General features: G+C 59.8%; 11 protein-coding genes. 9 read left to right on the top strand and 2 right to left on the bottom strand.

Annotated elements, in window-relative coordinates; genetic code table 11:
* The first annotated feature begins 97 nt into the window (after positions 1-97).
* From QMX93_RS00990 to QMX93_RS00970, 5 genes are all read left to right on the top strand, one after another.
* Positions 98-1,102: an asparaginase gene (locus tag QMX93_RS00990; RefSeq protein WP_282351619.1), complete on the top strand. Its 1,005-nt coding sequence runs from the start codon at positions 98-100 to the stop codon at positions 1,100-1,102.
* Positions 1,103-1,350: 248 nt separating this feature from the next.
* Positions 1,351-2,343: an AraC family transcriptional regulator gene (locus QMX93_RS00985; protein WP_282351617.1), complete on the top strand. Its 993-nt coding sequence runs from the start codon at positions 1,351-1,353 to the stop codon at positions 2,341-2,343.
* Between the two features lie 206 nt (positions 2,344-2,549).
* A complete protein-coding gene (locus QMX93_RS00980; protein ID WP_282351615.1) occupies positions 2,550-3,575 on the top strand; it encodes a histone deacetylase family protein in 1,026 nt (341 codons plus the stop codon).
* A 150-nt stretch (positions 3,576-3,725) separates the two neighbouring features.
* The gene (locus QMX93_RS00975) at positions 3,726-8,315 is read left to right on the top strand and encodes a hypothetical protein (protein WP_282351613.1); all 4,590 of its coding nucleotides are present in this window, start codon (positions 3,726-3,728) and stop codon (positions 8,313-8,315) included.
* The gene (locus QMX93_RS00970) at positions 8,312-12,874 is read left to right on the top strand and encodes a DUF6543 domain-containing protein (protein WP_282351611.1); all 4,563 of its coding nucleotides are present in this window, start codon (positions 8,312-8,314) and stop codon (positions 12,872-12,874) included. Before QMX93_RS00975 ends, QMX93_RS00970 begins: the two co-directional genes overlap by 4 nt.
* 2 nt (positions 12,875-12,876) lie before the next feature.
* Here QMX93_RS00970 and QMX93_RS00965 read toward each other — a convergent pair whose 3' ends face one another.
* On the bottom strand, positions 12,877-14,430 hold the full coding sequence (locus QMX93_RS00965; protein ID WP_282351609.1) for a PLP-dependent aminotransferase family protein: 1,554 nt from the start codon (positions 14,428-14,430) through the stop codon (positions 12,877-12,879).
* A 92-nt stretch (positions 14,431-14,522) separates the two neighbouring features.
* Here QMX93_RS00965 and QMX93_RS00960 point away from each other — a divergent pair, with 92 nt between their 5' ends.
* The 3 genes from QMX93_RS00960 to QMX93_RS00950 are packed head-to-tail and all read left to right on the top strand — an operon-like array spanning position 14,523 to position 16,287.
* Positions 14,523-15,146 (top strand): FMN-binding negative transcriptional regulator, encoded by a 624-nt coding sequence (locus QMX93_RS00960; protein WP_212550321.1) that lies wholly within the window; start codon positions 14,523-14,525, stop codon positions 15,144-15,146.
* 10 nt (positions 15,147-15,156) lie between these two features.
* The gene (locus QMX93_RS00955; protein ID WP_282351603.1) at positions 15,157-15,603 is read left to right on the top strand and encodes a GNAT family N-acetyltransferase; all 447 of its coding nucleotides are present in this window, start codon (positions 15,157-15,159) and stop codon (positions 15,601-15,603) included.
* 12 nt (positions 15,604-15,615) lie between these two features.
* Positions 15,616-16,287: a GNAT family protein gene (locus QMX93_RS00950; RefSeq protein WP_282351601.1), complete on the top strand. Its 672-nt coding sequence runs from the start codon at positions 15,616-15,618 to the stop codon at positions 16,285-16,287.
* Between the two features lie 97 nt (positions 16,288-16,384).
* Here QMX93_RS00950 and QMX93_RS00945 read toward each other — a convergent pair whose 3' ends face one another.
* Positions 16,385-16,663: a helix-turn-helix transcriptional regulator gene (locus QMX93_RS00945; protein WP_212545387.1), complete on the bottom strand. Its 279-nt coding sequence runs from the start codon at positions 16,661-16,663 to the stop codon at positions 16,385-16,387.
* Between the two features lie 255 nt (positions 16,664-16,918).
* On the opposite strand from QMX93_RS00945, the gene QMX93_RS00940 reads away from it, so the two are divergent.
* Complete coding sequence (locus tag QMX93_RS00940) at positions 16,919-19,876, top strand: autotransporter domain-containing protein (RefSeq protein WP_282351596.1); 2,958 nt, start codon at positions 16,919-16,921, stop codon at positions 19,874-19,876.
* The last annotated feature ends 171 nt before the right edge of the window (positions 19,877-20,047 follow it).

Here is a 20,047-nt window from a genome sequence, read left to right as displayed (position 1 = left end):
CGCGATAGCGGTTCATCATTCAACATTTATGTTGGCTGAAAGACCGCTATCGCGAGCAGGCTCACTCCTACAGGAACTCATCGTTTCGGAGAATCCTATGAATTCGTCGACTTATCCCGCCGCTCAACACGTCATGGTGCTCTACACCGGTGGCACCATCGGCATGCAGGCCAGTGCCAACGGCCTGGCCCCGGCGTCCGGCTTCGAAGCGCGGATGCGCGATTACCTGCACAGCCAGCCTGAACTCGTCGTGCCGCAGTGGCGCTTTCGCGAGATGTCGCCGCTGATCGACAGCGCCAACATGACCCCAACTTATTGGCAGCAACTGCGTGAAGCGGTGGTCGATGCCGTGGACGTGCAAGGCTGCGACAGTGTGCTGATCCTGCACGGCACCGACACGCTGGCGTACAGCGCGGCGGCGATGAGCTTCCAGTTGCTCGGCCTGCATGCGCGTGTGTGCTTCACCGGTTCCATGCTGCCGGCGGGCGTGACCGACAGCGATGCCTGGGAAAACCTCGGTGGCGCACTGGTTGCCCTCGGCCAAGGCCTGGCGCCGGGCGTGCATTTGTACTTCCACGGTGAACTACTGGCGCCGACCCGTTGCGCGAAAGTGCGCAGCTTCGGCCGTCATCCATTCAAGCGTCTGGAGCGTCAGGGCGGCGGCGTGAAAGCCCCATCGATTCCGGCGTCGTTGAGCTATAACCAGCCGAAGCAACTGGCCAAAGTTGCCGTGCTGCCATTGTTCCCCGGCATTAGCGCTGGAGTTCTTGATGGCCTGCTCGACAGCGGCATTCAGGGTCTGGTGCTGGAATGCTACGGCAGCGGCACCGGGCCGAGCGATAACCCGGAGTTTCTGGCGAGCCTTGGTCGCGCGCGGGACAACGGCGTGGTGGTGGTGGCGGTTACGCAATGCCATGAAGGTGGGGTTGAGCTGGATGTGTATGAGGCCGGCAGCCGCTTGCGCGGGGTTGGCGTGTTGTCCGGTGGCGGCATGACCCGTGAGGCGGCGTTTGGCAAGTTGCACGGGTTGCTCGGTGCTGGGCTTGAAACTGAAGAAGTGCGCCGGCTGATTGAACTGGATCTGTGTGGTGAGTTGCTCTGAGCAAGGCTCTGGATCGGCCCTCACCCTAGCCCTCTCCCGGAGGGAGAGGGGACTGACCGAGTTGTTTTTCGCTGTCCTTCGACCTGATAAACCGTGTCGATTGTGGATTCGGCAGAGATGTCTCACGTCGGTGCATCTCACCAACATCCCCCAATCGGCCCCCTCTCCCTTTGGGAGAGGGCTGGGGTGAGGGGCTGTGACGGCATATAAATTGCTGCATTCCAGCCATCTCAAGGCTGGAAGATCCCATGCTGCACTCCCACCTCACTACCCTCAACGCGGTCTCGCTGATCCTCAACACCTTCAAAGCCGAAGGCCTGTCGAGCGAGGCGCTGCTCAACGGCAGCGGCATCAGTGCGGCGGATTTAAACCGTGCCGACACACGCATCACCACCAACCAAGAGATGCAGGTCTGCGCCAACGCGGTCGCGCTCAAGCACGATATCGGTCTGGAACTGGGCCGGCGCATGCACGTTTCCTGCTACGGCATCCTCGGTTATGCGCTGCTGACCTGTGCCACCTTCGGTGACGCTTTGCGTTTGGCGATCCGTTATCCGGCGCTGTTGGGAACACTTTTCGAACTGAGCCTGGAAGACGATGGCGAGCGCGTCTGGTTCGTTGCGGCGGACTATCGCGAAAGCCCGGCAATGGCGGTGTTCAATGCCGAGTTCTGCCTGGTCTCGCTGAAGGTGATTTGCGATGACTTGCTCGGGCATCCGCTGCCGCTGCTCGCCACGCGGTTCGAACACGCCGCGCCGGATTACCGCGACAGCTATGCCGAACACTTCAACGCGCCGCTGCACTTCGCCGCCAAGGACAACGCCTTCGCCTTCGACCGACACTGGCTCGATCAGCCGTTGCCCTTGGCGGATGCCATTACGCATCAAGCCATGGCCGAACGTTGCCGCAAGCAGAACCTCGAATTCACCGGGCGTCAGGCATGGCTGGGGCGCATTCGTCAGTTGCTCAGTGCGCAATTGAATGCCGCGCCGGGGCTGGAAGGATTGGCGCAGCAGATGAAATGTTCGCCACGCACCTTGCGCCGCCATCTGAAGGACATGGGCAGCAGCTATCAGGAACTGCTCGATGAACTGCGTTTCGAGCGGGCCAAGCAGATGTTGTGTGAGGATCAGTTGCCGATCTATCGCATTGCCGAAACGCTGGGCTTCAGCGAGACCGCGAGTTTCCGCCATGCCTTTGTACGCTGGAGCGGCGTGGCCCCCAGCCAATTCAGGGCTTGAAAATCTAAAGATCGCAGCCTTCGGCAGCTCCTACAGGGAATCGGTGTAGGAGCTGCCGAAGGCTGCGATCTTTTGATCCTCAGGGGGCGAATTGCGGTCAGAGGTTTTGGCCAGATCAATCCCCTTTTGGCCTTTCCTGCCGTTCTCCGATTCCTCTCGCGCCGCAACACTGGGGGCAACCGAACCAGCCTTGCGGAGAACAACAAATGCTGACGATCTACTCAGACGATCACCACCTGCACCATGGCCGCTGCGAACTCATCGATGGCCAGCTCAAGCCGTGCTTCGAAATGCCCTCGCGCGCCGACCATGTGTTGCAACGCGTACAAAACCAGAACCTCGGCCCGGTCGAAGCACCAAAAGATTTCGGCCTCGAACCGATCGCCCGCATCCACAGCCGCGACTACCTCGATTTCTTCAAAGGCGCCTGGGATCGCTGGACTGAATTCAACACCGACGGTGACTTGCTGCCCTACACCTGGCCCGCCCGCACCCTGCGCGCGATCAAACCGACCAGCCTGCACGGCCAACTCGGTTATTACAGCTTCGACGGCGGCGCCCCGATCACCGCCGGTACCTGGCAAGCGGCCTACAGCGCGGCGCAGGTTGCTCTCACCGCACAAGCAGAAATCCAGAATGGCGCACGCGCAGCCTTCGCCCTGTGCCGCCCACCGGGACACCACGCTGCCAGCGATTTGATGGGTGGTTATTGCTACCTCAACAACGCCGCCATCGCTGCACAAGCCTTCCTCGATGCAGGCCACAAGAAAGTCGCGATCCTCGACGTCGACTACCACCACGGCAACGGCACGCAGTCGATTTTCTACGAGCGCAGCGACGTGCTGTTTACTTCGATCCACGGCCACCCGGAAGCGGAATTCCCGTTCTTCCTCGGTTATGACGATGAACGCGGTGAAGGCGCCGGTGAAGGCTTCAACTTCAACTATCCGCTGCCCGCCGGTTCCGCCTACGACGTTTGGAGCGCGGCGCTGGAGCAGTGCTGCGACGAGATCGACCGCTACGGCGCCGACGTCATCGTCGTGTCGCTCGGTGTCGATACGTTCAAGGATGATCCGATCTCGCAATTCAAACTCGACAGCCCGGATTACCTGGCGATGGGCAAACGCATCGCCGCCCTCGGCAAGCCAACGCTGTTCGTCATGGAAGGCGGTTACGCGGTCGAAGAAATCGGCATCAACGCGGTGAACGTGCTGGAAGGTTTCGAGCAGTAAACCCGACAGACTGGCGCACAAACTGACCCGCCACTGCGCGGGTCTTTTTTTGGCTGCGATAAATAGTTACCACCAAACGCCAAAGAACCCCCGCTACCTTCGCGAATCCGATGCTGCGTTTTGCAGCCTCATCGTCAGAAGGATCTGAACATGCTCAACAACGAGCCCGATTCTCAACCCACGCCCACTCCACCCGGCGACCTGTTGACACAACTGGTCACTGGCCCTTCCCTGCGTGAAGTCGCCTCAACGGTGCTTCGCTCGACACTGGCCGGGCTTTACCCGGCCCTTGAACTCGATCCGGATCTGGTCATGGTCGGCACACCTTCCTGGATCAGCGACGGTGAACAGATCATCGCGGGGGATACTCGTTTCGAGTCCCTGACCGACGCTCTGCTGTGGCACGTGATCGCCAGCAAACCGGTGATGTACATCGACGGTGAACAGTTCCTGACTCGACAACCGGGCGCCAACCCGACCATCCAGTTATCCGTCAATATCGATGCCATCGGCCGGCAGCTCAACACGCTGGCCTCGGTGTTGTTCACCGCCTATCAGGAACAGCAGCTCGATTACTGGAACCAGCTCACCAAGCCCGACACGCCTCGCTGGCAGGAGCTGTCGCTGGCCCTGCGCGCCCGCTGGAACCTCAAGCGGGTCAAAGGCTGGGACGCCGATCAACTGGCCCTCGCGCGCCTGGTATTCAATTATCCCGACCGCGCCCTGCGCCAGTCCCATGATCCTTACCAGACGCGGGTCTGCCTGATTGATCTGGATCGCGGAGGCGCAGCCGCGCAGCACCTCAACATCATGGACATCGCTGTGGTCATCGGCGTGCAGGGTGAACGCACGATGATCCTCAGCCACTCGGTGGTCATCGGCTTTCGTGCCCATTCTTCACTGGAAGAACTGAGCGAATACCTGAGCCAGTTTGCCGATCAGCCACCGGAGAGTCCGGTCGAGTGGCGATTAGTCGAACCCGAAGGCAATTTTTTCGACACCCAGGCCTGCACGTTGATCGCCCTCCAGGCTCAGGCGCTGGGCGAGCTTGATTTCAGCGACAACCCGGCAAGACCAGCCCCGGACACTAACGCCCATCACGCGCACAACAACGACGCGCGCTTCAATCGCATCGACCCGTTATTACCAGAGTGGCTGAGCCGAGCGAATTCCAACGACCTCAGTGCGTTCAGCCGCCACCTCATGGAGTTGGCCGCCGTACGGCAGAACAGTGCCACTTCATTTGAAGATGACATCCCGCCGATTCAGCGTTTCGCTCTGAACAACATCAGCTTGCTGATGCAGAAAAAACACCCCGAAGCCAAAGACCTGAAACTTGAAGATCTGCGTATCCGCATTACCAGTCCGGTGGTCTGGGGTACTCAGGCCACCGGCACTAGCGAGACGCTGATCCTGAGCCTGGCCGAACTGGCTCTGGAAAACCTGATCGCGGAACCGTTGGGCGATAAAGAACTGTATTTCCTCGGCGCGCAAAGCGTTCCCCACTGGCTGACGACCGCCTATGTCGAAGAGCTGGTCACCACACTCAATGTCGGTAAAACCTATCCGGCGCGGATCAAGGATCGACTGATCGATGACCCGGTCAAGTCGGCTTATCTAGAGGATCTGTACAGCCGTCACTTGCGAGTGCAACTGCCGCTGCTCGCGCTGCAAAACAAGATCCGCGGCGAAGGCGGCATTGATGAGCAGGGTTATCGTTACGTCGTCGCGGTGATGAGTACCGACGGTGAAAATCGCCGCGTCGACGATCAGGAAATCGTCATCCGGCCACTGTCGTTCGTCCTTGACCAACAGGCCGATGACAGCGCTGATTCCGTCACCAACATGTTCGTGATCGGCCCGCGTGACCCGACTAGAGGCCCGTGCCTGCTCTACCGGCCCCTGCTGGATAACGCACTGACTCAGTACCCGACACCGGCGAGTCTGATCTACGCCATCAAGCATTCGAAAAAGATCCGCGAATCGGTACTCGCCTGGTTGCCGGATCGAGTGCGCGCCACTTATTCAAACTACATTTTCCACGGCGACTTGCCCGACCTCGCGGTGCTCGCCGAGCTGCTGACCAATCCGCTGCTTAACGTCAACCTCAATAGACCGGTGAGGCTGGGCGGCAACGTACTGGCAGGTGATTACCTGCCTGCTTTGTTCAAGGCCAATGCCCACGCGCTGATCGATCTCGCCGACCGGCAATCGGTATCAAACGCCGAAAGTCATTGGGCGACGCTGAAACTGGGTGCGTGGAAACTGTTTAACGCGGTGTTGCCATTTCTCAATCCGACTTTCGGCGCGGCGGTGTGGATCTGGCAGATTTTTGATGATCTGCAGCAAACACTTGAAGCTGCACAAAACGATGACCACGAACTGGCTGCCCACGCCCTCACTGACCTGCTTCTGCAGTTGGCCATGGTGCTGGCCCATCGCGCGGCCACGCGGGGCAGGCCGACGCGCCGGATCGGCGAAACCGAAGCGCAGGTCAAAAACACAGTCGTTGAAACACCTGTGCACCCGACGAAAATCCAGATGAAACAGCTCGCGGACATTTCATCCGTCGACTTGCCGGCCAGCCATCAATTGGCAATCCATAGCGATGGCGCGCTCAATCGCACGCCCGTCAGCCTTGGTCAGGCTCTGGAACGCTTTGCCATCAACAAGCCGCCCGAGTTGGGACAACCCATCAATGAGGGCCCGCAGCAACACCTCTATGCCAGCGACGACAAGCTCTACGCCAATGTCGGATCGCGCTGGTTCGAGGTTCAACTCAACGACCAGCACGATGTACAGATCATCGACTCCCGCCACCAGCCACCACGCCCGGGGCCCCTGCTGGTACATAACCTTCAGGGGCGCTGGTTCATCGATACGCGCCTGCGGTTGCGCGGTGGCGGGCTCAAAAGCCGCAGAGCCGAAGTGCTGCGCAAGAATGCACAGCGGGTCGACGAACTGCGCCAGCAACTTAAACAATTCGACAACCAGCTGGGGCCGACGAAGGCGGCGTTGGTCGCTGCGCGCAAGGCGATGCTCAGTGCGCCGGATGCGACCTATCCCGCCCACGAAACGGTATTTCTGCAAAAGCTTGAAGCACAGATCCGCGCCTACGACGACGCCATCAGCTCGGTAAAAGAGCTGAACCGCTTCGATGCCGTTCCGCGTTACCGCGCCTCAATGATCGAGATGCTCAGAACCCAGCTGTTTTTCAATCAGTCGTGGATCGATCAGATCGAAACGGCATTCAAGTCGTCGCTGAACGAGACATTGAAGCTGCTGGCCGGTGAGGAGCTAGGGATCAAGCCGGCTGATCTGGGCCCTTACAAAGAGATGCTCAGACTGACCACCCTGATGATCCAGCGTACAGAAATGGCTCAAGCGAGTTTTCTCGAACTGAACATTCTCGGCAAAGAAGCCGCGCAAGTTGCCAGTGATTTCAAGAGAAAACTGCCGGAGTACGAAGTACCGGACATGAAAGCGCTACGGGTAACGCTGACGCGTCCGTTCTGCGTCAAAGAAGGCAACAGCGCCAGGCTGGACGCTGTTCGGGAAAACCTCGAACGTCTGGTCGACGAGGCCGACCTGGCGATTCAGAACTCGCTGGATCTGCAACGTGAGGATCATGTCCTCAGCGATAGCCAACGTATCGAGCCGCTCAATGCATTGGTCGATCAGTTCGCCATCATCGACTCGCGATTACGCGATCTTGCGCTGCAGTCAGCCGCAGAGCTGATACCCGATCAGCTTGAGCAATTGCAATTACACATCAGCGAATTCAGCCAGCAAAGCACCCACCAACTGACTCAACTGTTGCGTGACCGTGGACCTCAGCAGCCACAGCCCGGCCCGTCACGCGCGCCGGTAAAGAAAGCCATCAAAACGCGCTTCAAAGGCACTCAGCTCGCGGTGCCACGCAAAGAAGCCGAGGGTCACGTGCAATTGGCGGATGTCAAAGCCAGCCTGACCGGCAGGGTATTGGCAACCTTTCACAAAAAGGAACCGGGCGTTTGGGTGCAACGCCTGCGCAGCAAACCTCCGAAAATCCTGCCATCGAGAAGTTTGAGCAGCCTGATGAACTCGGGGCAATCCTTGCTGGATGCGCTGCAGGGCTTTATCGAACGGCAAAAAAGTCTCGCTCATGAAGCGAACCGGCTGCCGATCGAAGTCGAAGAGTCGCTGAACCACCACGCCAATCAGTTGCACGATACCGCCAAGGCCATCGAACAGGCGTTGCGTTCTGCGCCTTCTTCAAATGCCCAGGCGAACACCGCGACCCTGCTCAAAGAAAAACTCGACGCGGCGGTGAAACAGCTCAAGAGCGAGGGGCATTCACTGCGCGTGAGCATGACCAAACGCCAGTTGCCCACAGCGCCGCGCGTCGAATGGCTGATGGCGCAGCAAGAGGTGACGATCGCAGTGATTGCCGGTCGGCGTCGGCTCAAAGGCCCAAGGAAAGACTTTCTGCAGGAATATGAAATTCGCGACCGCAAAACCAACGCCGTGCTGTGGTACGCGCACTTTCATTACGAGCGCGCCGACACGGTTGCCGAGTTGTTCAGCGCCGCCCACCTCAAGACCCGAGACCAGCGCCTGTTAGGCGGAGCCTACAACCTGACCAGTGCGTCCAGCACACAGGATGTGATCGCCATCTACCGCAGCGAGATCGGCGTGCAACTGGCAAAAAATCTGTTTTTTTCTGTCACCACACCTTCCACATCGCAGGCACACGCATGAATCCAGTCATCACATTGGCTTCCAGCCCGTCCACGCCCTTGCTCGATAAAAGCCGTCTGGTCAACCTGACCAGCCATGGGCCGACGCTGGCAGGTGTTGCTGCGCAATTGCTCAGCGAAGCCGTACACGGGTTATATCCCGAGCTGGCACTGAATCCAGACAAGTGCATGATAGGTACACCGCAATGGCGTGAAGAAGACCATCAGATCGTTGCCGACACCACTCGTTTTGAATCCCTGAGCCACGCGTTGGTACGCCTGAATTTGTACGGTGCCGCGGCCAACTTTCTCGCCGGTGAACACTTCCTGACCACGGAACCCGACGCGCCAACGCCCAGGCATCTGGCCGTCGACATCGAGGAGATCGGCCGCCTGCTTAATGAGTACGCGCCGCTGCTGTTTGTCGAGTATCAGGAACGCCAACTGGATTTCTGGAACAGCAGCAGCCGCTCCGAACAGCATTGGCAAGCACTTGCCGACTCTTTGCGCACAGCCCTGGACGTCAACCAGGTGCAGGGCTGGAACACCGAAGAGTGTGCCTTGGCCCGGCTGATTTTCACCACGCCGGACAAGAACATTCGATTGGCAACTCAGGGTGATTTCAGCGACATTCGGGCCGGCCTGATTGATATCGACATTCTCGAAAGCGCTGGCGCAACTCACCTGTTGCTGGGCGGCGCGCTGGTCATTCGCGCTCGTCACGAAGGGCACGAGCGGGTGTTGATGTACACCATCGAGAGCGGCTACGAGTCGTTTGCGTCGATGGATGCGCTGGGGGCGTCGTTGCCCTCACGCCTCTCCGAACAGCTGGACGGGCGACCGATGCAGTGGCGATTGTTCGAGCCGGATGGCAACATTTTTGATCACATGGCCTGGGCATTGGTGGCTTCGCAGCTCGACGCCATAGTCGCGATCAGCGCCAGTGACAGCGACAACCCCTCCGCTGCGGCCACCCTGACGGAGTCGGTGATGCCTGTCGACGAACAGGCCCGACTCGATCAACTCGACGCAGCAATTCCGGACTGGCTGCACAACGCCTCCGCCAAAGACCTCGCCGCTTACAGTCGATATATCACCGGCCTGGGCAAGCTGTACCGCGACCCGCAGGCCAAAATCAGCAAAGATCTGATCGAGCCCATCGACCGTTTTGCCCAGCGGCTGATGCACGAAGCAATTATTCGCGACAAACACGCCGAAGGCGCCGCCGCCCTGCCCCTGGATGATCTCGAGATCAGCATCACCAACAGCTTTACCGCCGGTGATCTGACGTTGCCCAACGTGCTCGACACCTATTCGCGCAACCTCGGCGAGTTCGCCCTGGAAAATACCGCGCCTTATCAGGCCAGCCTTCGTTTCAAACACGGTGAGCCTGTACCGGCCTGGCTGACAGTCGATCTGTTGGTGCGGCTGTCAAAGCAAGTCGATATCGGTCAGGTCTACCCACAGCTGATCAAGCGCAGGTTGCTCGACGACCCACAGGAGTCGGCGCGTCAGGCAGCGCTGTATCACCAGCAGTTGCGCCTGTTGCTGCCCCTTGCCGCACTGGAAAACAAGGTTCGCGCGCAGAACGGTTTTGATGAAACCGGTTTTGCCTACATTCGCCAATTGGTCGGCGAACCCGTTGTGTCTTCACAGCGGATTTCCATCTGCCCACTGACGTTGATCCCGCAGCATCGACTGGTCAGCGCCGCGGACACCGTCACCAACATGTTCATCATCGGCCCGGGCGATCTGGACAATGGTCCGTGCATTCTGTACCGCCCGCTGTTTGAACCGACGCTGATGCAATTCCCGTCACGACAGAATTTGCTGTACGCCTTGCATCAACCGGGCGAACTCAGGGATTCGGTATTGGCCTGGCTGCCCGATCGCAATCTGAGTTTCGAATATGCCCAGTACGTGTTCCCCGTAGGATTGCCGTCGCCCTGGCTGATCACGCAACAGCTCTCCGACCCCAATCTGCGTCTGGACGGGCTCGGTCACGTGAATTTCGGCCATGACGAAATCAACGGTGACCGGCTGCAGACGCTGTTCGAAAACAACGCACGGGCCATCGTGGAACTGGCGGATCGTCAATCGCTGTCCAACGCCGATCAGCGCTGGCTGTTGCTGCAGGAAAGCAGCTGGAGCCTGTTCAATGTCGCGTCGAATTTTCTCAGCGGCGCGCTCGGGACAGCCGTTTGGGTGTGGCAAAGCATTGAGGAAATCCAGCAGGCGCTCGACGCGCATGAGCGCGGTAATCGCCTCGGCGAGTGGACTTCACTGGGCAATGTGCTGTTGACGCTGGGGATCATTCTGACCCACCACGCCGTGCGGCAACGACGTCGGATTTCGGGCACGGCAGGCACCCCACGAACGGTCATTGAAGTCCCGCGCAAAATCGAGGTCGCCCCGGTGAGCTCACGTTTTCAGCCAATGCCTTTGCTCAATGAACTGCCGCCTGAACACAGTTCATCGCTTGAAGTCGGCGGCTCAGTGCCACGACGCAACTCCGCCGAACTGGGGCGCTATCTGGATTCGCTGAAAGTGACACCGCCCGACCTGAAGCACGAAGCGTTGATCACGCTCAACGTAGAGCCGCCTCACCTCTACCAGCTCGGGGACAAGACCTACGCGCAGGTGCGCGAACGCTGGTTTGAAGTGCGTCTGGATCCCGAGGATCAAGTCACCCTGTGTGTGCCGGGCGATCCGACGCGCAGTGGCCCGCTGTTAACCCACGGTCTGCAGGGATTGTGGTACATCGACACCCGTTTGCGCCTGCGCGGGGGTGGCCGCAAAAGTCGTCTGCAGCATTTCAAGCACGCCAACGAGCACCGAAAACAACAACTCGAAGACGCATTGAAGGCGTTCAAGGAGCGCGAAAAAATCCTCCAGGCCGAGTTGAACACGACGTTCAACGAAAAGCTCAGGGCAGCCCCACCGGCAAGCGCAGCCGCCACGCGCGCTTACGGGCAAAAAGTGGAAACGGCCATCAACGAGTACGCGACGGCGCTGGATCAACTGCGCGAATGGCGCACCAAGGGCGGCACGGTCGGTTATGTGTACGACATGGTGCGCATGACCACAGAACTGCACAAAAACATCTCGGCGTGGTTTTTAATCAACAGGAATGCCTACGATGCAGCCACGCATGCAATGGCCTTCAACGTACCCGCCGATCAACCGATCCCCCGCCAGATCTACGTCGACACCATCAGCCGCTCGATCCATCTGGGCCAGCAACTGGAAGAGAAACTGACCCTGGCTCGTACCTCCCTTGAGCAGCTCAAGGCGCTTGGTAAAACCGGCATCATCACAGCGACAAAACTTGAAAACCTGATGCCCCGTGCTACCGCGCTGGATTTCAAAGCCAATGAAATCGGCATGTCCAACGAGCTGTGTCTAGAAGACCGCGGTGGCCCGCTCATGGGTCAGGCTCGCGAAGAGGTCAGTAGCATTATCATCAGTGCGGCGAGAGCAGCGCACGAGCTGGCTGTCCAGACCGATGCCGGAAGCCCCTCAGCGACACCCGCTGCGGAGCTGGAACGGATGAACCACTTCCTCGAAACCTTCAACGATGCCGACGAGCGCTTGCTCGAGCTGCCCGATACTCACCCGGGACTGGTCAAGCGCGCCCCGGTGATGCATCTGCGCACGGTGATCGAAGAGTTTCGGCAAGTGGCGCAGACCCGTCTCGACTCTCTGCTGCTCAATGAAGAATCCCTGCAGATCACCGAGACGTCACAATCCGAGCGCCCCGGTCCATCGCGGGCGATGATCAAGGTGCACAAGTCCCGACCACGCGATCCAGCCCCCGCAGCCCCGGCGCAAAAACCCGCTGAAGCAGTGAATAAAATACTGCCAAAATCAACTTCTACACCGACGCCGGCTCGCGACGATATCGACACCATAAACAATGCCCTGGATCTCACTCTCGATTACCCCAACTTTCTCAAGCGTACCCGCAAGGATGCGCTGCGGCCCTCACGTATTCCTGCCGACATGCAGGACATCCATGATCAGTACGCGCTGAAACTGGAGCGCCGTGCTGACGAGGTCGAACAAGCGCTGAAAAACTTGCGCGAAGCCAAAAAAGAGCAGCCTCCAGTGGCAGAGCTGAGTGCTGAACTGCGTGAAGCAGCCCGACATGTCAGGCAGGAAGGCGTGAATATCCGCGCCAGCCTGTACAAACTGCGCAAGCCGACGCAAACCGCCTTCAATTGGATGTACGAGCAAGCGCAGGTCAGTCTCGTACGTGATGAGCGCGGACTGATTGCAACGAAACAGTTCGGCGATTACTTTCAGGAATTCCGGATTCTGGACAAAGCCAATCACAATCGGCCGCTGTGGGTTGCCCACTTCCACTACAAAACGCTGCAGACACCGTCCGACCAACCGACGACGGCTCACCTGAAAGTCGCCGACGGCTACCTGGAAACGCTCACCGTGGATCAGCAAAAATCATTGAATGCGTTCGATCGGGTCAACGGTGTTTTGCGCAAACTGACTGATCCGGCACTGCGCAAACTGTTCCTCGATCTGCCTGTGCTGGAGGAACCTGCCGTCGAAGAAAACCCTTGATCTCAGCCCCGCCAAACCTTTCGTAAACGCCCGAGTGCCGCAGTGATCGCGGCCTCGGGCACGGCGGCAAAACCCAACACCAGGCCGGCGCGTTGATCCGCCGGCAAGGTTGAATCCGGCAGCCAATAACTGCTTAAACCGTTGATCTCGACATCGGCGCTGGCGGCCAGAGCAATCAACTGTTGCTCGCGGGCCAGTGTGTCCACGGGAATGGTCAAATGCAGACCGGCCGCCACACTCGGCAGGCTGCCGACGCCGGGAATATCGCTCGGCCAACCGGCCAACAAGGTATTGCGCCGGCTCAACGCTGCACGGCGCATCCGCCGAATGTGTCGCTGAAAATGCCCGGCCGCCATGAACTCGGCCATCACGGCCTGGGTGCTCACTTCCGAGTGGCGCACGTCCACCGCGCGGCGCTGGGAAAAGGCGTCCACCAGCGCTGGCGGCAGCACCAGATAACCCAGGCGCAGCGCCGGGAATGCGACTTTGCCGAAGGTGCCGACGTACAACACCCGCCCCTGCCGATCGAGCGCCGCCAATGGCGCCAGCGGTGCGCCGGTGTAACGGTACTCGCCGTCGTAATCGTCCTCGACGATCCAGCCTTGCGTGCGCTCGGCCCACGCCAGCAATTCCAGACGTCGCGCCAGACTCATCACCACGCCGGTCGGGTATTGATGAGACGGCGTCACGTAGGCGACGCGACAATCCGTTGCCGCTGCCAACGCCGCGCAATCAATGCCCTCCTCGTCCACCGCAATACCGCGCAATCGCGCACCCGCTACAGCGAACGCATGACCCGCCGCGCGGTAGCCAGGATTTTCGATGCCGACACCATCGCCCGGCTCCACCAGCAACTGTGCACAAAGGCTAATGCCCTGCTGCGCGCCACTGGTGATCACAATTTGCTCAGCGCTGCACTGCATGCCGCGCGAACTGCGCAGATACGCGGCGATCATTGCGCGCAGGCGCGCATCACCGGCCGGGTCGCCATAACACAGCTGCTGCAAATCCGGCTTGCGCCAGAAAGCCGCGTTCAGCTTGGCCCATACCTCAAAAGGGAACAGATCAAAGGCCGGCACACCGACACGAAAAGCACGCGGCGGACCACTCGGCGGCTTCGCCAAATGGTTGTTTTCGATGCGTGAAAAAGTATCGCTGTGGATAACTTTACTGGATGGAATCACAGGTAAATCCAGCCAATTTGTGGATAAGGCTGTGGGTAAGCCTGTTGAAAACCCTGTGGATACTTTTGTGGATAGTTTTTTCGCTGAGGGCGGTGGTGCCGACAATTGTGCGACGTAAGTGCCGTCGCCGACCCGCCCTTCGATAAACCCTTCGGCATACAACTGATCGTAGGCGCGCACCACGCTGTTACGCGAAATCGCCAACGCCGCCGCCAAATCGCGGCTGGCCGGCAGCCGCGTACCACTGGCCAAGCGCCCATCGAGTACGCGCAGACGCAATGCCTGATAGAGCTGGCGGCTCAGGCCCTGCCGGCGATCAAGCTCGATACCGGCGGGATTGAAGGGCATGGACAGCGTTGACGAATCAGGCATGGTAATGGACCTATGAAATTGGTCATCAATGGCTCTTACAACAGACCAATAGCCTGCCTAGGATGCAGGCATTCGCCAAGGAAAATCTGTCCATGTACACGCCGCGCGCCTTTGCCATTGAAGAACTGTCCCAACTGCACGAACTGATCCTCGCCACCCGCCTCGCCATTTTGGTGACTCATGGCGAAAACGGTCTGCAAGCCAGCCATGTGCCGGTGCTGCTGCATTGCGAACAAGGCGAGTACGGCACGCTGTACGGGCACCTGGCCCGCGCCAATCCACAATGGAAAGACCTGCGCGACGGCGCCGAAGCCATGCTGATTTTTGCCGGCCCCGACGCCTACGTCAGCCCGGGTTTTTACCCGAGCAAGGCCGAGCACGGCAAAGTCGTGCCGACCTGGAACTACATCGCCGTGCACGCCTATGGCCACGCCGAAACCTTCAGCGATGGTGGACGCCTGCTCGACATCGTCAGCACCCTCACCGACCGTCATGAAGCCGGCCGCGCGCAGCCGTGGTCCGTCGCCGATGCGCCCGCCGATTACATCGACGGCATGCTCAAGGCAATTGTCGGTTTTGCCATTCCCATCGACCGTCTCGAGGGCAAGCGCAAACTCAGTCAAAACCGCAGCGCCGAAGACATTGCCGGCGTGCGTGAAGGTCTGGCCGCCAGCCCCGAAGTCAACGATCAAACCCTCGCCCAATTGATGCGATAAGGAAATCACCATGAGTCAGATCGACATTCGCCAGGTCAGCGCCGCCGACCGCGCCGCGTGGCTGCCGTTGTGGCAGGCCTACCTGCGTTTCTACAACACCGAACTGCCGGACGCCGTGACCGACAGCACCTGGCAGCGGTTCCTCGACCCGAGCGAACCGACCCACGCGGCGCTGGCCTGGGCCGATGGCAAAGCGGTCGGCATGGTGCATTACATCTATCATCGCTCGAACTGGAGCATCGAAAATTCCTGCTACCTGCAGGATTTGCTGGTGACGCCAGAGACACGCGGCACCGGCATCGGACGCCTGCTGATCGAACACGTTTACGCCACCGCCAAGGCTGACGGTTGCTGCAAAGTGCACTGGCTGACCCACGAATCCAACGCCACCGCGATCCAGCTCTACGAGCGCATCGCCGAGCGCCCGGGCTTCATCCAGTTTCGCAAAGCCATTTAAGGAGAGGCACCCATGATCATTTCACCGGCTGACTGGAAAGGCGTCCCCGCCCCTACCGCCACATTGCTTGAAGGGCGTTTTATTCGCCTCGAACGACTCGACCCGGCGCGCCATGGCGAACAACTGTTCGCCGCCCTCGAAGGCCCCGGGGCCGACCCGAAACTCTGGGATTATTTGCCCTACGGCCCGTTCCCGGAACGCAGCGTTTTCGACGCTTGGCTGAACAATCACGCGGCCGCCAGCGACCCGTATTTCTTCGCGGTCATCGACCGTGCGAACAACCAGGTGCAAGGCATCCTCAGCCTGATGTCGATCGTCCCGGCGCAGGGCCGCATCGAGATCGGCCACGTCACCTTCGGCGCACCGATGCAGCGCTCGCCGAAAAGCACCGAGGCGGTATACCTGCTGGCCAAACATTCCTTCGACCTCGGCTACCGCCGCCTCGAATGGAAATGCAACAACGGCAACGCCCGCTCCAAATACGCCGCCGAACGTCTGGGCTTCAGCTTCGAGGGCGTGTTCCGCCAGCACATGGTGGTCAAAGGCCAGAACCGCGACACCGCGTGGTACTCGATTGTGGATTCGGAATGGCCGGCGATCGGCGCCGGGTTCGAGCGTTGGTTGAGCGATGAAAACCAGACGCCGGATGGACAAGTGAAAGGCTTGGTTGAGTGCCGTAGCTGAGGCGCAAAGCAAAAGATCGTCCGAACGCGGCCCGAGCCTTCGGCAGCTCCTACATTGACCTGTGTAGGAGCTGCCGAAGGCTGCGATCTTTTGATCTTTAACCCACGTCCCTACGGATGCGCACCACGCTCATTTTCATCCCGAAACAACGGAACACTGCATTCAACGACTTCATCGTCTGATTACCTTCACCGTGCTCGATATGAACTAATGTACGGACTGAAATTTTGCACATCCTTGCGAACTGGTTTTGATGCAACCCAGTCACTTCCACGCGTAAACGCCGAACGGCTTCACCGATTTCCAGTGTCCCCTCAGCGATTGCCCCTTGGATGCTTTCCATTAGCACCATTCGCTCAGCAACTGTCATTCCCACATCATTACCTCCGCCTTTTTAACGCAGTAGGCTTCATAGCCATATTGGAGTAAGTCTGATGAACTAATCAGCGCTCAATCTGCAATGTATTGCGATTCAAAGGGCAAAGGCGCTAAGAAAACTGCAACAAAATGCAGATATTCCCCAGCTATTTCCATAAAGCTGCAAAACAATGCAGATCACCCACCGACATCATTCTGTAAAAACCCTTCGCTATACAGGACGGCCCGCTTATAACAAAAAGGCCTTCCGCCCATGTCCTTCCCGCCGCAGCGTCTCTCCCTCGCCATCACTTTGCTGATTTCCGCCACGGCGGCCCACGGCAAAACCATTCAGATCGACACCGCCACCACCGCCGCGCAAACCTTGGGCGGGAATGACACGTTGACGATTTCAGCGCCGGGCAGCATCTCCAATAGCGGCAAGACCGTCAGCCTGAAAGACAAGACCAGCGGCACCGGTGTGGTGATCGATAACGCCGGCAAAATCATCTCCACCGGTGGCCGCGCGATCGATAGCAGTGGCGACGAAAGCAAGGCGCGCGACTACGCGATCTATAACCGCAGCGGCGGGCAGATTCTCGGCGCCAACGACGCTTTGCGCATCGACAGCAATTTCGTCAGCGGCAGTCTGTTGATCGACAACAGTGGCGTGATTCGCTCCAGCACCGGCCAAGGTCTGGATCTCGATGCGCTGCGCAGCGACGGGGTGAAAACCACCATCATCAATCGCGCGGGCGGGCTGATTCGTGGCGACGCCAGCGACGGCATGAAGACCGGCGCCAACGCCACGATCACTAACTACGGCGAGATTTCTACCGGCGATTCGCACAACGCCGACGAGAAATTCGACGGCATCGATATCGACTCGGCTGGCGGCGTCAGCGTGACCAACTACGGGGTGATTTCCGGTGGTCGTCACGGCATCACCACCGACCTCGGCGCGACACTGGTCAACTACGGCGAGATCACCGGGCGAAACGGCTCCGGGTTCGGTTCCGACGGTGACGGCACGGTGATCAACCACGGCACCATCACTGGCGCTTACTCCGGGTTGCAAGCGAACGGTGACGGCGACGGCGTGGACATCGACAACATCGCCCACATCGAAAACTACGGCACCATTCAAGGCGTCGGCGCGGGCGGCGTGGACAAGGGTGGTTTCGCCAACGGCAGCGAAGGCATTGCGCTGGGTGGCGGCTATATTCTCAACGCAAAAAACGCACTGATCAGCGGCGCCGACAGCGCGATTCTGGTCGACGACGGCAGCGGCAATTCGGGGCTGGCAGCGACCACGCTGGAGAACTTCGGCACCATTCAGGGCCTCAATGGTTTCGGCGTGAAATTCGTCGGCGAGTTCGATGACAACGTGATCAACGGCGGCACCATCAGCGGCAGCAATGGCCTGGCGCTGGATCTCGGTGGCGGCAACGACAGCCTGACCTTGCGCAACGGCAGCCGCTTTGTCGGCGTGGTCGATGGCGGCAGCGGTGATGACCAAGTGGTGATGGACGATGCGGCGGGTGGTAGCTTCGGCGACAGTCGCAACTTCGAATGGCTGGAGGTCAAACAAGGTGCGTGGACGCTGACCGGCAACGGTGACTTCAGCGACGGCGGCGCGGTGCGCAATGGCGCGACGTTGATCAACCAGGGCAGCATCGCTGGCGACCTGACCGTCGATGCGGGCGGTGTGTATGCCGGCGGCGGATCGGTGGGCGGTCTCGACGTCAACGGTACCTTGCGCACCGACACCAGCCTCGGTCGCACAACCGTCGTGCATGATTTGAATATGGGCAGCGGCTCGACCCTCGCTTATGGCGTTAACGCCGATGGCAGCAGCGCCCCGGTGCAAGTCGGCGGCACCGCCAACCTTAACGGCGCGACGCTGGCGGTGAATCCCGGCCCCGGCACGTATCCGTGGCAAAGCCAGTACACCGTGTTGCAGGCCGGGCAAGTCAACGGCACCTTCGGCAGCGTCACCAGCGACTACGCGTTCCTCACGCCGACCCTCGCCTACACGTCGACGCAGGTTGATCTGAGTTACAACCGCAACGACGTGGCGTTCAACGAGTTCGCTACCACTGGCAATGGCCGCAATGCCGCCAACAGCATCGCTTCGATGGGCAGCAACAACGCGCTGTACAACGCGCTGCTGAATACCTCGCAAAGCACGGCGGGCGCCGCAATCGAACAACTCGCCGGTTCAAGCAATGCCAACCTGACCAGCGCCACCCTCGCCGCCAGCAGTCAGGTCGGCAACAGCATGCTCTCGGCGATGCAACAAATCGGCGGCAGCCCGGGCCTGGCTGTCGGCCTCGATCAGCGCGATACACCGGTGCTGGCGGCGAACGGCGTGCCTTCCGAGGCGCGCAATCTGAATGACCCGAACGCCCGTGGCCGTCTGTGGCTGCAAGGCATCGGCGGCTACGGGAAACTCGACGGCGAACATGGCAGCAGCGGTCTGGAACAACGCACCAAGGGCAGCGTGCTCGGCGCCGACTGGTCGTTGAACCCGGCGTGGCGCGTGGGTGTGCTCGGCGGTTATTCGAAAACCGATCTCGACGCCAGCGGTGTCGATGGCAACGTCGAGAGCTGGCACGCCGGCGTTTATGCGCTGCATCAGAACGGCCCGATTTCATTGCGTCTCGGCGCGGCGTACAGCGGCCATCAGGGGGACAGCAAACGCACCGTTGCCTTCAACGGTTTCAGCGATCGCCCGAAAGGCGATTACGACGCCGACAGTCAGCAAGCCTTCGCCGAACTCGGCTATGCGATGGGCAGCGGCCGTCTCAGCGCCGAACCCTTCGCCAGCCTCGGTTATCAGCGCTATCACCGCGACAGCTATCAGGAAAAGGGTGGTGCCGCTGCTCTGCAAGTCGATAGCGAAACCCAGGACAACTTCAGCAGCACCTTCGGCTTGCGTCTGGCCCACCTGAATACGTTGGATAACGGTATGAGCCTGACGCCGCGCATGACGGCTGGTTGGAAACATACCTATGGCGATGTGAGCAATTCGACGCGTCAGGCTTTCGTCACCGGTGGCACCGCGTTCAGTGTCGATGGCAGCTCGCTGGATCGTGACAGCCTGGTGCTGGAAGCGGGTCTGGATGTCGGCATCTCGGCGCGGCATACGCTGGGTGTCGGGTACAGCGGCGAGATCGGCAGCAACAGCCGCAATCACGGGCTGATCGGCCAATGGCAGATGAGTTTCTGAGAGTGCCAGCGGGTTACATCTGTAAACATTGTAGGAAAACACGCCGGTATGGCTGGGTAAAACCGGCCGTTTCCTCAGCCTCGGCGATTTTCCACAGAGAAAACTGAAGGAAGCCGCAAGCCTGTGGGAAGCAGCTGACATCGGCCCCACAGGCCTTCAACTTAGAGTTTG

This window comes from Pseudomonas sp. PS01303, from assembly GCF_029959385.1.
In the GTDB taxonomy this organism is placed as follows: domain Bacteria; phylum Pseudomonadota; class Gammaproteobacteria; order Pseudomonadales; family Pseudomonadaceae; genus Aquipseudomonas; species Aquipseudomonas rustica.
The sequence above is the reverse complement of the archived record's forward strand: the minus strand, read 5'-3'. Positions and strand labels throughout refer to the sequence as shown.

Coding starts and splice junctions, on each gene's coding strand:
- QMX93_RS00990 (WP_282351619.1), top strand. CDS start 98: ATGAATTCGTCGACTTATCCCGCCGCTCAACACGTCATGGTGCTCTAC.
- QMX93_RS00985 (WP_282351617.1), top strand. CDS start 1,351: ATGCTGCACTCCCACCTCACTACCCTCAACGCGGTCTCGCTGATCCTC.
- QMX93_RS00980 (WP_282351615.1), top strand. CDS start 2,550: ATGCTGACGATCTACTCAGACGATCACCACCTGCACCATGGCCGCTGC.
- QMX93_RS00975 (WP_282351613.1), top strand. CDS start 3,726: ATGCTCAACAACGAGCCCGATTCTCAACCCACGCCCACTCCACCCGGC.
- QMX93_RS00970 (WP_282351611.1), top strand. CDS start 8,312: ATGAATCCAGTCATCACATTGGCTTCCAGCCCGTCCACGCCCTTGCTC.
- QMX93_RS00965 (WP_282351609.1), bottom strand. CDS start 14,430: ATGCCTGATTCGTCAACGCTGTCCATGCCCTTCAATCCCGCCGGTATC.
- QMX93_RS00960 (WP_212550321.1), top strand. CDS start 14,523: ATGTACACGCCGCGCGCCTTTGCCATTGAAGAACTGTCCCAACTGCAC.
- QMX93_RS00955 (WP_282351603.1), top strand. CDS start 15,157: ATGAGTCAGATCGACATTCGCCAGGTCAGCGCCGCCGACCGCGCCGCG.
- QMX93_RS00950 (WP_282351601.1), top strand. CDS start 15,616: ATGATCATTTCACCGGCTGACTGGAAAGGCGTCCCCGCCCCTACCGCC.
- QMX93_RS00940 (WP_282351596.1), top strand. CDS start 16,919: ATGTCCTTCCCGCCGCAGCGTCTCTCCCTCGCCATCACTTTGCTGATT.